Below are 13474 nucleotides of genomic sequence, written 5' to 3' on the forward strand. Positions count from 1 at the left end.
GTTCTCGTTAATACCTGCTGTCTGTTCGTCAATTAACGCCGGTCGAAAGGGATTTCGACCCGTACAGCGCTGACCGGCGTCGATCATCAGCCCCCTCATACTTGGCGGGCAGCAACGACCGACAAACCTCTCCCGAAAAATCACCCGTTATTCCGATGTCCGCTGCTCGCCCGGCCACGATACTGCAGTATGGCTGGGCGGGCCGGAATGGCCTGGGTATACGCCCTGGTCGCAACAGGCCCTTGCGGCTGGCAGGCGACACCGGCGCCGTCCGTAACTGGAACACAGCTTGTCGATCGCGCAACTCCCATGGTGCCAAGGTGGCGAGGAGCGTTGGAGGTAATCCCGCTGGGATTGCCCTTGGCCGGAGGTCTGCACGCGATGCCGACGTCGCTCAACGAATCCCGAATTACGCTACAAGCCTCCGGGCCCGAGGGCACCGCGTACTCCATCACGTGCACGGTTACCAGGCCACACGAGGTCGAGGAAGTGGAATTCGAGGGCGTGGTACCACTGGAGGTCGAATTCGAAGGGATCGGGGTGGACTGCCGTGTGGTGCAGCTCAGTGGGCCGGGATACCTGGATCTGGTGCTGACCAAGAACGGTCATGTGACACGTTCGCGCAGCCACGGCCTGAATAACACGATGAATCTCCGGATCCGCTGAAGTCCGGGTCAGTACGCTCAGCTGCATGGCCATGAATGGCGCAGAATACATATTATGTTAAGTCATGGATCAGTGAGGGCGAACCGTTTGTTCCAGCCAGCCCGCTACCCTCGCATGAACCGACGGTCGTTCGCGCTGATCCGGCTCAGGACAACGTCTCGATTACGTGCGTCAGGACATCCTTCACCCGCGCCATCCCTTGATCGAGGTTGCGGCCGATCTCGTCCATGGTGATTTCCCCCTCGGTTCGCCCGGCCGCCCAGTTGGCGATCACGGCGCAGCAGGCGTAGTTCAGACCCAGTTCTCGAGCCAGGGCCGTCTCGGGCATCCCGGTCATCCCGACCAGGTCGCAGCCGTCTCGGGCCATGCGGTCGATCTCTGCGGCCGTCTCGAGCCTGGGACCCTGTGTCGCCCCGTACGTGCCCCGGTCCGCGGCCTCGATGCACAGGTCATCAATCGCGTTCAGGAGGGTTTCCCGCACACCCTGGTTGTAGGGCCAGGTCATGTCGATGTGGGTGACCTCTTCCAGGTCCCCGCCCTCGAAAAAGGTGTTTGCGCGCGACCAGGTGTAATCGATGATCTGATCGGGGATGGCAATCATGCCCGGCTTCATGGCTTCGGTGATCCCGCCCACCGCCGCCACGGCAATCACGTTGTCTACACCGGCATGTTTCAGGGCCCAGATGTTGGCTCGGTAGTTCACCTGATGCGGCGGAATGGTGTGACGGGCGCCATGGCGCGGCAGAAACACGATCTCCGTGTCATTCAGTCGCCCGAAGACCAGCGGACCCGAGGGTTCGCCATACGGGGTATGCATGACCTGCCTGCGGGTGATCTCCAGCGATTTAAGCTGGGTCAGGCCAGTGCCGCCAATCACGGCAAGACGGGGTGTCGACATAACGCTGGTATCCCTACTATTGGTTCGCGACGGCAAAGATGCCGGGTGCGTTGCGGAGGTAGTCCTCGTAATCCATGCCGTACCCGAACACATAGCGATCCGGCACCTCCAGGGCGGCGAAATCCACGGTAATGGCGGGGTCGCGTTCCGGGTTGGCCTTTTCGACCAGCACCACGGAGTAGACCTTCTCGGCGCCCTGCTCTTCGCAGAAGGCCTGGATGCCCTCCAGGGTGATGCCACCGTCAAGGATGTCGTCCACGATCACGACCGTCCGCCCCTGAATCGGCGTCTGGGGGCGGGCCAGCCAGTGCAGCTGCTCCCCTCCCCGCGTACCCCCGCGATACCGCGTGGCATGCAGATAATCGACCTGCATCGGAAACGACCAGCGGGTCAGCAGCCCGCCCATCAGCACGACCCCGCCATTCATCACACCCAGAACCAGCGGGTTGCGGTCCTTGAGCACCTGCGCCGTGCGTTCCGCCAGGCGGTCGATCGCGGTCTCGACGGCATCGCGGCTGTAGAGGCAATCGGCATCACGGAGCGTTGCGCGGGCCTGTTCCGGGCTCATCAAGGATCCTGAGGTGAACGTTGGAGGAAGGATGTTGGCCGAGTGCCGGGCAGACGGCAAGGCCTGGGTTCGGTATACGTGGGCCTTGCGAGGCCCTGAAACGCAACCGGCCGGCGCAAGGGCCGGCCGGTTGGCAAAGCGACGGACGTGTAGACCCTTAGTAGGTAAAGGTCACGGTGTCGTCGTCCATGGCTTCGGAAATCACGTAGGCGCCGCCCACGGTTTCTTCGATTTCCGGAATCAGGTCATTGCCCCACAGATCCAGGGTCGGGGTGCAGACCTTCATCACCACGCCGGCTTCGTGGGCGTCCTTGATGAAGTCGTAGACGCTCTTGCTGGAGCCTTCCTGGACAAACAGGTTTTCGGCAACGCCCTTCTTGGCCAGTTCGCCGGCACGGCCGGTCATGACGACCTCGACGTCATATTCCATCGCGGCGGCGACGGTAGCCTGGAAAAACGGGGCGCCCAGTTCGGAGGGGCTGCTCGGATCGGTGTTAACCATGACGATCAGGAGCTTGTCGGCCATTTTTGATCTCCAACTTCAGTGGTGAGTGTGAATATTAACAGCTGCTCAAGCGCAAACCGGTGGCGCATTATAGGCGGGCCAGCGCCTGTGCGCCAATGCGCCGCCATAACCTGTTCCGATCAGGGCCAGGCGCTGCCTCAGGCGGTGGCGGCCTGCCGGGCCGCGAGCCAGTGGTGCAGCTGCGCCCGCAGTGCCTGGATGCGCCTGGAGTCCTGCTGGATGGGCCTTGCGCGCAGGGCCTCGACCCGCCTCGATGCCTGGGCTTCCAGGGGCTGTCCCTGCTGCGCCTCGAGGATGGCGTCTGCCTGCTCGGGCTGTTTGCAGATCAGCACCATGTCGCAGCCGGCCGCCCGTGCTGCCGCGGCGCGCTCGGTGGCGCTGCCAATGGCTTCGGCTCCAGCCATGGCCAGGTCATCGCTCAGAATCGCTCCGCGGAACCGGAGTTCTCGGCGCAGGATGTCCTGAAGCCAGATCCGCGAAAAACCGGCCGGTTGATCATCCACCTGGGGATACAGGACATGCGCCGGCATCACGGCGTCCAGGTCGCCCAGGACGGGACGAAAGGCTTCAATATCGTTGGCCTCGATCTCGGCCAGCGGACGGTCATCCACGGGCAGTGCGACATGCGAGTCCGCCTTGACGGCGCCGTGCCCTGGAAAGTGCTTGCCCACGCTCGCCATCCCGCCCGCCGCGAGCCCCCGGATGAGCTCGCCCGCCAGGCGCGCGATGACATCGGGGTCGTGGTGAAACGCGCGGTCCCCGATGACCTCGCTGATGTCGATGTCACGATCCAGCACCGGGGTGAAACTGAAATCGATGCCCGCCTCGCGTAGCTCCAGCGCCAGCAATTCCCCGGTCGCATGGGCCAGTTCGCAGGCCTTGTTGCGATCGTAGTCATCGACGTACCCAAGCTCGCGCATGGGTGGAAGCGTGGTGAAGCCGTCCCGCAGGCGCTGCACGCGCCCGCCTTCCTGATCGACGGCAATCAGGATGCCGGGTCGCTCCGCACGTATGGCATCGGTGAGCGCCCTCACCTGCTCCGGCGTACCGGCGTTGCGGGCGAAGAGGATGACGCCGCCCGTCGCCGGGTGGCGCAGGCGTTCACGATCTTCCGGGGTGAGTTCCAGGCCGGTCACATCGAGCATGACCGGCCCCAGGGGCAGGGATACGGGAGAAGCCATTGAACCTGTACTCAACTGGCGCTCGTGACCCGAGCAATCTTTTTAGGATAGCGAGGCTTCCGGGCGGAATGCGAGTGCCTTGAGCTTCTCGATGCGGTCGCGGATCCGCGCGGCCTCCTCGAACTCCAGATCGCGCGCCTTCTGGAACATCTCCTGTTCCAGCTTCTCGATCTCTCTGGCGGCGTTTTCCGGGGCGTCGATGTAGTCCGGCGCGTCTTCGGCGACCTTCTTCTGGCCACGACGCCGCCCGGAGCCCGGAGTCGCATTGCGCGCCTCGAGGATGTCCGCGACGTTCTTGCGAATGCCCTGGGGCGTAATGCCGTGCGCCTCGTTGTGGGCGATCTGCTTCGCCCGCCGGCGTTCGGTCTCGTCGATCGCCCGCTGCATCGATCCGGTCACCTTGTCGGCGTACAGGATCGCCTTGCCGTTCACGTTGCGCGCGGCACGCCCGATGGTCTGGATCAGCGAGCGGTCGGAGCGCAGGAAGCCCTCCTTGTCGGCGTCGAGGATCGCGACCAGCGAGACCTCGGGCATGTCGAGACCCTCGCGCAGCAGGTTGATCCCCACCAGCACGTCGAACTCGCCCAGGCGCAGGTCGCGGATGATCTCCATACGCTCAACGGTGTCGATATCCGAATGCAGATAGCGCACCCGCACGCCGTGTTCCGAGAGGTAGTCGGTCAGGTCCTCGGCCATGCGCTTGGTCAGCGTCGTAATCAGTACGCGTTCGTCGCGCTCCACCCGCTCGCGTACCTCGGACAGGCAGTCGTCGACCTGGCTGCCGGCCGGGCGCACCTCGAGGATCGGGTCCAGCAGGCCGGTCGGTCGGACCACCTGATCGACGATGGCGCCGGCGTGCTCGCGTTCGTAGGGTCCCGGCGTGGCGGACACGTAGACGGTCTGAGGCTGCAGGGCCTCGAATTCTTCGAAACGCAGCGGGCGGTTGTCCAGCGCTGACGGCAGGCGAAAGCCGTATTCCACCAGCGTCTCCTTGCGCGAACGGTCGCCCTTGTACATCCCGCCCACCTGCGGCACCGACACATGGGATTCGTCGATCACCAGCAGCGCGTCCTTCGGCAGGTAGTCGAAGAAGGTCGGAGGCGGCTCGCCCGGGGCCCGGCCGGAGAGATAGCGCGAGTAGTTCTCGATGCCGTTGCAGTAGCCGATCTCCAGGATCATTTCGAGGTCGAACAGCGTGCGCTGCTCCAGCCGTTGCGCCTCGACCAGCCGGTCCTCCTTGCGCAGGAAATCCAGACGTTCCTTGAGTTCGTCACGGATCTGGTCCACCGCCTCCAGCAGCGTCTCGCGCGGGGTCACGTAGTGCGTCTTCGGGTAGATGGTCAGGCGCGGGACGGTGCGCAGCTGCTCGCCGGTCAGCGGGTCGAAGTACGACAGGCGCTCGATCTCGTCATCGAACAACTCGATGCGCACGGCCTCGATCTCGGATTCCGCGGGATGGATGTCGATCACCTCCCCTCGTACCCGGTAGGTGGCGCGTCGCAACTCGGTGTCATTGCGGGTGTACTGCAGCTCCGCCAGACGGCGCAGCAGGTCACGCTGGTCGATGCGATCCCCGCGCTGGAGGTGCAGGACCATGGACAGGTACTTGCGCGGGTCCCCGAGGCCGTAGATGGCGGACACCGAGGCCACGATGATCGCGTCACGGCGCTCCAGCAGCGCGCGGGTCGCGGACAGGCGCATCTGCTCGATGTGGTCGTTGATCGAGGCGTCCTTCTCGATGTAGGTGTCCGAGGACGGGACGTAGGCCTCCGGCTGGTAGTAGTCGTAGTACGAGACGAAGTACTCCACCGCGTTGTTCGGGAAGAACTCCTTGAACTCGCCGTACAGCTGCGCGGCCAGGGTCTTGTTCGGCGCCAGGATAATGGTCGGGCGTTGCAGGTTCTCGATGACGTTGGCGATCGTGAACGTCTTGCCCGAACCCGTCACACCCAGCAGGACCTGGTGGGCCAGCCCTGCCTCGATGCCATCGGTCAGCGCGCGGATCGCGGTTGGCTGATCGCCGGCGGGCTGATACTGCGATACCACCTTGAATTGTTCGGCCTCATCTGGCTGCACGCCTTATCCTCCGCGCCTGATTTCAGTATTATTTCGCCACCTTGCGGCCGGTTATGCATTCGCGCCCGGCCGTCCAAACCGCCCAACCCGCATGAGGCCCGCCTTGGATATCGAGCTCTCCGATCGCGTTCAGCGCATCCAGCCCTCCCCCACCCTGGCCGTCAGCGCGCTGGCCGCGCAGCTGCGGGCCGAGGGCCGCGATATCGTCGGGCTGGGGGCCGGCGAGCCGGATTTCGATACCCCGGAGCATATCAAGCAGGCGGCCATCGACGCGCTTGCCCGCGGGGAAACCAAGTACACTCCGGTGGATGGTACGCAGGGCCTGAAAGACGCCATTATCCGCAAGTTTGAACGTGACAACGGGCTTTCGTTCGAGCGAGACCAGATTCTGGTGTCCTCCGGTGGCAAGCAGAGCATCTTCAACCTCTGCCAGGCCCTGTTGAACCCGGGGGACGAGGTGGTCATCCCGGCCCCCTACTGGGTCTCCTACCCCGACATCGCGCTGCTGGCCGGTGCGCGGCCCGTAGTGGTCAGCGCCACGCAGGAAGCCGGATTCCGCATCACGGGCGAGCAACTCGCCGCCGCGATCACCCCGAATACCCGCCTGGTGTTTCTCAACAGCCCATCCAATCCGACTGGTGCCGCCTATTCAGCCGACGAACTGAAGGCGCTGGCCGAGGTGCTGCGCGAACACCCCCGAGTGGTGATCGCGACCGACGACATGTACGAACACATCCGGTTCGGCACCACGCCGTTTGTGAACATCGTGAATGTCGCACCCGATCTGCTCGAACGCACCGTCGTGCTCAATGGCGTGTCCAAGGCCTACGCGATGACCGGCTGGCGTATCGGCTATGCCGGCGGACCGAAGAACCTGATCGCGGCGATGAAAAAGATCCAGTCGCAAAGCACCTCCAACCCCACATCCATTGCGCAGGCCGGTGCGCAGGCCGCGCTGGATGGCGACCAGGGCTGCGTGATCGCCATGTGTTCCGCGTTCGCCGAACGGGCGCGGCACGTGGTGGACGGCCTGAATGCGATTGATGGTATCGACTGCCTGATGCCCGACGGCACGTTCTACTGCTTTCCGCGAGTCACCGGGCTGATGCAGGCGGCCGACATCGACACCGACGTCGCCCTCAGCAAGCAATTGCTGGACGAGGTCGGAGTCGCACTGGTGCCCGGCAGCGCATTCGGCGCCCCGGGCCATGTACGCGTCTCGTTCGCCACCAGCGTCGACATGCTCGACAAGGCACTGGAGCGCCTGCGACAGTTCGCGGCGGCCCACCGCTGATCAAAATGGAAGCTTGACGGGGTGGCCGCCCCCCATTACGATCTGCGGCCAATTCCCCGGTAGCTCAGTCGGTAGAGCGGGTGACTGTTAATCACTAGGTCGGCGGTTCGAGCCCGTCCCGGGGAGCCAGATAATCAGCGACTTAGGCCAGCCTCCGGGTTGGCCTTTTTCGTTTGTGTACCCGGATTTGTACCAACTGGCGCTCGACACCCTCTGACGGGGACGATCGTCGCCCCATTCAAGCCTACTGGGCGTTCCCGAGCGCTTGCTTTCTTGGGGTCTCCGCTGACGGCATTTGCGGATCAGTACTGCGGCACACCCTCTCTCCCCTGCACCCGCTTCATATCATGCCAGACCAAATTACCGCGCCAGACGGGCATTTCCGCCCAAGAACCGCCCCTCCAAGGTCCATAGAAACGGATACAATCCCCATAATGACGCCCCGATTTACTTCGAATACGTGTATATAACCAGCCAAGACCTGACACTTGCAGCGGCAACGCACCACATGACCTGGCGTTGCACTTATGAGTTGAATTCAGGCCACAAGTCGTCTCAGGCTTGGCCATTATTGCGACGCTGTCTGGGGTGAGCTCCTCGAGCGGCAGCTGGATTCGCGACGGATCGCGAGGGCCTGTCACACGCTCGGTCGGCTAAGAGGTGTCCCGGTCCGCTCCAAGGCCTCACGCTGGAAGTAGACACCCGCGTCCGCACTCAGCCGCTGCGAGCGGGTCTCGACTTGACCGCGCTGTTGAACGTCGCCTTCGCCAACGGTAGTGTTTTATGCATAGTGCGGTGCCACCCTTATCGCCAAGATTGATAACTTCCTGATTATACAGGGATATGGGCGCCGCACGAACCTATCTACGTACCAGTCGTGCATAATCCGGGTTTAAGCACAGGGGCTGCCATTGAACACCTCGACTCCTAGCCCTGCTCAGCAGGTATTTGACTACCTAATTGACTGGGAACAGCAGACCCGAAAACCGCTTTTCAGTATCTCAGAACACCGGGACATGGTCATCGAGGAGAACGATCTTCAGGGCCTTCCTGGTGTGGAAACGGATGTGGCGGATGACTATGCCGACACTTGGTTGCGCATCGAACGTCTGCGTCCCGAGCCTCCGCCACAGCCACCAGAGCTGATCTCCGAGTTCCTTACGGTAAAGAATTCTCCCGGCGAGAGGCCGACACAGCACGCCGAGATTGAGGCGAAGCTCTCGGCACTCCCCCAGGTTCTTGTGGATGCTGCGAGCGAAGCCGAGGCTCTCCCCGAGCCCGACGTCGACGGGCTTGTCCACCTCCGAGCGTCACAAATTCCGGGCTTAGAGTCCGAAATTGCCCGTTGGGTTGACACCCAGTGGACCGATTGGGCGACGCGGGAGAAGCCGCGCCGGACTACGATGAACCGCTACGAGGACCTTTTCCGCCTGCAAAAGCGGATCGAAGAAGAGGGGTCCGAGTCCCAAACGGAGGTGGTCTGGGGGCTTGGAAGATGTCTTTGGAATCACGACCAAGCTCGAGTCGACTACCCGATCATCACACGAAGAGTCGAGATCGAGCTCGACGAGCACTTGAATATCGTAGTCCGCCCCACGGGCCAAGGTCCCGTAATCGAGACCGAACGGCTGGAACGGTTGGGGGTTACTGGAGCATCGACCGTACGCAAGTTCGCCCGGAAGCTGATTGACGAGGGCTCCGAAGAGATGACCCCATTCAATCATGAGGCATTTGGTGAGATCGCGCTTGCCGCAGCCAACCACCTCCATGAGCAGGGCGAGTACTACCCTCATGTACGGTCCAACACCAACGATCGTCTAAACCCATCGGCCAAGGCGTACCCGCGTGTCAACGACACCACGGTCATTTTCGCTCGTACTCGCAGCACCCATATCTTCGCTGATGATGTGCGACGCCTGCGAGAGGCCCTTCAGGACAGCGACGATAGCCCTTCGATTCTCCAGGCGATTGTTAAAGGCCCACCACCTGAACCTCACCAGTTCGAGCGGATATCCTTTCGCGGACTCAGCGGCACTGGCACTGGGGCTGGCAGCTTCGATTTCGAGGGAAACTCAACGGCACCTGAACCCAAGGAGCTGTACTTCCCCCGTCCGTACAATGCCGAGCAGGTACAAATCGTCGAGCGACTGGAGCAGTTCGACGGCGTGGTCGTTCAAGGGCCTCCCGGGACAGGAAAGTCCCACACCATCGCAAATATCATTTGCCACTATTTGGCGACCGGCCGACGCGTACTCGTTACCTCCAAGGGGGAATCTGCGCTGGAGGTGCTTCGAGATCATCTTCCGGAGCCGCTCCGGCCACTGGCCATAAGCCTCCTGACCAGCGAGCGCGAAGGGCTACGACAGCTTGAGTTCTCAGTAAGCGAAATTGCCAGCGAACTGACAACCCTTAATGAACAAGACCTGGAGCGGGAAATCCGCGAGACCGAGCGCCGTGTGGAAACCTACCATCAAAAGATCGAGGAGCTCGACACGCACCTTCGGCAGATCGCGGAGGTGCAGCTGGAGCCCGTTGAGCTGTCTGGACAACAAATGGCACCGGAGGCCTTAGCGCGGTGGGTTGTCGAACAAGAGGACAACCACGGGTGGTTCTCTGATAGGCCTACGGGGCCAGTAGGCACCCTTCCGTTTTCAGAAGCCGACATTGAGATCCTGCGAAACGCGCGCGACCGCGCTGGCGACGACCTCGTTCACCTGGCAACGCCGACACCCACTCCCGCCGATTTACCGAGTGAAGAAAGCATTGTCCAGCTCCACCGCCTCCTGCGTTCACGCGAAGAGCTTGCGGAGGATGTCAAGAGTAGCGGCCTTCTGGAGTTCGATTTTCGCATGTTGCCGCAAGCCAAGGCCCTTCAAGACACACTGACGAAGTTCCGTTCACTGGCCGACGATGTCAAAGAAGATTGGCAACTTCGACTCCGGGAGGAGTTCGCGAAACAGGATAGTCCTGCACGGTATCTCGATGCTATCGAAGAATGGATGGATCAGGCCCGAGCGTTGGCTGAACGTCGTAATGAACTTCTCGGAGTAGCCGTCGACATGGCCGACACAGTGCTCACGGAGCCCAAGTTCCATCAAGCACTCGAACGAGGCGCTGCCGGCAAACGGGCTGTCGGCCTGCTTACTCCCAAAGTGATTAAGGTAGCAGTCACGGGGATACTGATTGATGGGGAAACACCGCGGAGTCGGGCACAGTGGCAGACCGTGCGCGCCGTCGCGACGCTCCGCCGTGACTCTCTGACGCTCTTGACTCGCTGGAATTCAATCTCAGATGAATTTAACGGCCCATCTCCCACAGACGTCTCTGGTTATGCCGCTCCGCGTCAAGTCGTGGATTTGCTAAACCAGTGCGAAAATGCCCGCAAACTGGCTAGGGAGTTTGACCACAAGCTCCCTAGCCAAATCGGGGAGCTCTTCGGTCCGGGATGCGAGCGTCTGTACAAGCAAGCGGAAGAATTTACTCGACTCGAGCGCTCGCTCAGTGTCGCCATCCGACGCAGAGACCTCGACGATGCGTTCAGGCAGGTCCAAGTGATCCAAGAGCAACTCTCCGAGTATGCAGATCCGATTTCAGCCCGAGCTAAGGAATTACTGCAGGGTTTGGGTAACGAAGGCGTTACCCGTGACGACCTTGAAAGCCAATGGCGTGAGATTCGGTCAGATCTACATCGTGTTGACGGGCTCGAAGAAGATTTCGAATGCATGCGACGGATCATTAAGAAAATCCGAGACGCAGGGGCAGAGAGCTGGGCACATGACCTTGAGACGGTCCCTGTGACGGGTGAGGGTCATCACCGGCTATTACCGTCCGACATTTCAACAACCTGGATCTGGGCGCAAGCTGCCGCTCACATCGAAGCCATCGATGACCGCGAAAGGCTTCAGAGTCTGACGACCTCACGTGGGAATGCTGAGCAATACCTTTCCCAAGCCCATCAGCGAGCTGTAGAACTGCGTACCTGGCTTTCGATTAAACGCAATACTACGAGCAACGTCAGTTCAGCACTCCAAGCCTATCTGAAGGCAATCAAGAGCATCGGCAAAGGAACAGGGAAGCGCGCGGTGCGCTACCGTCGAGAAGCTCAGGCCGCCCTTAGGACGGCCCATCAAGCGGTTCCGTGCTGGATCATGCCGCACCACCGTGTCTCCGAGTCATTGCCACCGGAGTTCGGTAGCTTCGATCTGGTCGTCGTCGATGAGGCGTCTCAGTCCGATGCTTGGGCACTCCCGTCACTGCTGCGCGGAAAGCAGATCCTAGTTGTCGGCGATGACAAACAGGTATCTCCAGCAGCCGTTGGGGTGGAGGAAGCAACAGTACGCCGGATGCAGAAAACACATCTGCAGGAGGCAGCCTACGGTAGTTTCTTGCTGCCTGACCGATCTATATACGATCTGGCCACTACCCTTTTCGCTCAGAACGCGATCCGGCTGCGGGAACACTTCCGCTGTGTCGAACCAATCATCGCCTTCTCGTCTAACGAATTCTATAACAGCGAGATCAAACCCCTGCGCATACCTAAGCCTTCGGAACGTCTTGATCCCCCATTGATCGATGTCTTCGTAGAAGATGGGAAACGCGACAAGAAGCGCCAGATTAATGAAGCTGAGGCACAAGCGATTGTCGATGAGATAGCAGCTATCGTAGAGGACACGCGCTACAGCGGACGGTCCATCGGCGTCATTACCCTCTTGGGGCATCATCAAGCCAATCTACTCCGAGAGCGCATATATCAGAGGATAGGCAGCGAGGCCTGGGAAGCACACAGGCTTCACGTTGGCGATCCAAGTACATTTCAAGGCCGCGAAGCTGACATCGTCATGTTGTCTATGGTTGTCTCGCCGGGACAAGTTCAAGCAGCAACACGACAAAGCGATGAGCAGCGTTTCAACGTTGCTGCATCGCGGGCCCGCGATCGACTATACGTCTTCCATAGTGTGCCAAGATCAGACTTGAAGACATACGATCTTCGCGCGCGCCTGCTCGATCATCTCTCTCAGCCTTTTGATCAAGCGCCGTCGGCCGATTCCGCCGAACTTCGGACACATTGCCAATCCGAGTTTGAGACTGCCGTGTTCGATGCGCTCGTAGAGCGCGGATACCAAGTAATTCCACAGGTGCGCGCCGGAGCCTACTCCATTGACCTGGTAGTCGAAGGCGACAATGATGAGCGGCTCGCAATCGAGCTCGACGGAGATCAGTACCACGTCGACCGATGGATTGAGGACATGCAGCGTCAACGGATCCTCGAGCGCATGGGGTGGCGCTTCTGGCGGTGCTGGGGTTCGTCGTTCACACTAGATCCAGACGGTTGCCTTTCCGACCTAGAAGGAAAGTTAGAGGAACTCGGAATCACGCCCACTACCAAGCCGACGCGAAAATCACATCGATATACTGAATATCGCCACGTACGCGCCCTTGATGCAGGCCCCGTGGAACCTTCACTGGAAAAGTCTGAAACGACAGAACTACCCAAAGAATTCCCAAGTTCAGAGCATGAGAATGCCTCGCAGTCGCCTGCGCATATACCTAGGTCGGAACAGATACCGCAGCAAGAACGTTCCCAAGTAGGCACAGCTTCAGCGGAACGCGGCGACGGGTTAAATGAGGCCGCCCAAAAGGCGCCTCTTGGGTCGCAAGTCGAGATTTTCGGAGACGACGATCTGGATAGATATCACAAGCCGAGTGCTACGAAGAGCGTTGACGGACCTGAACAAGGTGCTAGGCACGCTCCGGCGAAGGAAGATAAGCCAGCCGCTCAAGAATCCAGCCATGAAGTCGTGCCAGATTCGGATAAGCGTGTCGTGAAGCTCAATGACGTCGTCGTCTATTCGGTATTGAACGAGAACGAACGACAAGCCCGAGTTCAGATCGTATCGGGCAACTCAAGTACAGAGCATGGAATCGTTAATCGCAACACGCCGATTGGTCTAGCGTTGCTAGACGCGGAAATAGGGCAGGTCGTGACTGCTCGCATGCCGACCGGAAAGGAGTTGGAATTGCAGGTAATGGACATTGTTCGGCCGAAATCCTAATCTGCCAAGGATTTTGATCGGCGGCAACACTATGGACATGTTTTGGTCTACCGGTGCTCGGTGCGGACCTGCTCTGCTCTCGTTCTCGATGCGCCAATGCTTCGACGCGACCGCGCCTGGCAGCCAGACGATTATTTTTGACCGGACGTGAGGCAGCAAATCTGGCCGTTTGCAGTCACGCCACCCGGTAGTACGCGAACCCTCTCTCCACC

The 13474-nt window shown here is 60.8% G+C and carries 8 protein-coding genes and 1 tRNA gene; 4 read left to right on the forward strand and 5 right to left on the reverse strand.

Annotation, left to right across the window (positions count from 1 at the left end):
* Nucleotides 1–381 precede the first annotated feature (381 nt).
* Nucleotides 382–666, forward strand: a complete 285-nt coding sequence (locus G372_RS0109360) for a hypothetical protein (RefSeq protein ID WP_026279005.1) — start codon at nt 382–384, stop codon at nt 664–666.
* Nucleotides 667–811: 145 nt separating this feature from the next.
* Here G372_RS0109360 and G372_RS0109365 read toward each other — a convergent pair whose 3' ends face one another.
* The 5 genes from G372_RS0109365 to uvrB form a co-directional block, all read right to left on the reverse strand.
* Nucleotides 812–1564, reverse strand: coding sequence for an S-methyl-5'-thioinosine phosphorylase (locus tag G372_RS0109365; RefSeq protein ID WP_018864297.1), 753 nt, complete (start codon nt 1562–1564; stop codon nt 812–814).
* Nucleotides 1565–1580: 16 nt separating this feature from the next.
* Entirely contained in the window at nt 1581–2132 is a 552-nt protein-coding gene (locus G372_RS0109370) for a hypoxanthine-guanine phosphoribosyltransferase (RefSeq protein ID WP_019624221.1), read from the reverse strand.
* Nucleotides 2133–2289: 157 nt separating this feature from the next.
* Nucleotides 2290–2658: a DsrE family protein gene (locus G372_RS0109375; RefSeq protein ID WP_018864299.1), complete on the reverse strand. Its 369-nt coding sequence runs from the start codon at nt 2656–2658 to the stop codon at nt 2290–2292.
* 137 nt (nt 2659–2795) lie between these two features.
* Nucleotides 2796–3803: a beta-N-acetylhexosaminidase gene (gene nagZ / locus G372_RS0109380; RefSeq protein WP_019624222.1), complete on the reverse strand. Its 1008-nt coding sequence runs from the start codon at nt 3801–3803 to the stop codon at nt 2796–2798.
* A gap of 78 nt (nt 3804–3881) precedes the next feature.
* Nucleotides 3882–5915, reverse strand: a complete 2034-nt coding sequence (gene uvrB, locus G372_RS0109385; RefSeq protein WP_018864301.1) for an excinuclease ABC subunit UvrB — start codon at nt 5913–5915, stop codon at nt 3882–3884.
* Between the two features lie 103 nt (nt 5916–6018).
* On the opposite strand from uvrB, the gene G372_RS0109390 reads away from it, so the two are divergent.
* The 3 genes from G372_RS0109390 to G372_RS14425 all read left to right on the forward strand — a co-directional run bounded on the left by G372_RS0109390 (nt 6019) and on the right by G372_RS14425 (nt 13262).
* The gene (locus G372_RS0109390; RefSeq protein WP_019624223.1) at nt 6019–7209 is read left to right on the forward strand and encodes a pyridoxal phosphate-dependent aminotransferase; all 1191 of its coding nucleotides are present in this window, start codon (nt 6019–6021) and stop codon (nt 7207–7209) included.
* A gap of 53 nt (nt 7210–7262) precedes the next feature.
* Nucleotides 7263–7338: transfer RNA gene (locus G372_RS0109395), tRNA-Asn, on the forward strand.
* A 782-nt stretch (nt 7339–8120) separates the two neighbouring features.
* Complete coding sequence (locus G372_RS14425) at nt 8121–13262, forward strand: AAA domain-containing protein (RefSeq protein ID WP_196800077.1); 5142 nt, start codon at nt 8121–8123, stop codon at nt 13260–13262.
* Nucleotides 13263–13474 lie beyond the last annotated feature (212 nt).

The organism is Thioalkalivibrio thiocyanoxidans ARh2 (assembly GCF_000385215.1).
Classification (GTDB): Bacteria; Pseudomonadota; Gammaproteobacteria; order Ectothiorhodospirales; family Ectothiorhodospiraceae; genus Thioalkalivibrio; species Thioalkalivibrio thiocyanoxidans.

What these genes read in the sequence shown, in the direction of transcription:
- G372_RS0109370 (WP_019624221.1), bottom strand. Translation starts at nt 2,132, where the DNA reads ATGAGCCCGGAACAGGCCCGCGCAACGCTCCGTGATGCCGATTGCCTC.
- G372_RS0109365 (WP_018864297.1), bottom strand. Translation starts at nt 1,564, where the DNA reads ATGTCGACACCCCGTCTTGCCGTGATTGGCGGCACTGGCCTGACCCAG.
- nagZ (WP_019624222.1), bottom strand. Translation starts at nt 3,803, where the DNA reads ATGCTCGATGTGACCGGCCTGGAACTCACCCCGGAAGATCGTGAACGC.
- G372_RS0109360 (WP_026279005.1), top strand. Translation starts at nt 382, where the DNA reads ATGCCGACGTCGCTCAACGAATCCCGAATTACGCTACAAGCCTCCGGG.
- G372_RS0109375 (WP_018864299.1), bottom strand. Translation starts at nt 2,658, where the DNA reads ATGGCCGACAAGCTCCTGATCGTCATGGTTAACACCGATCCGAGCAGC.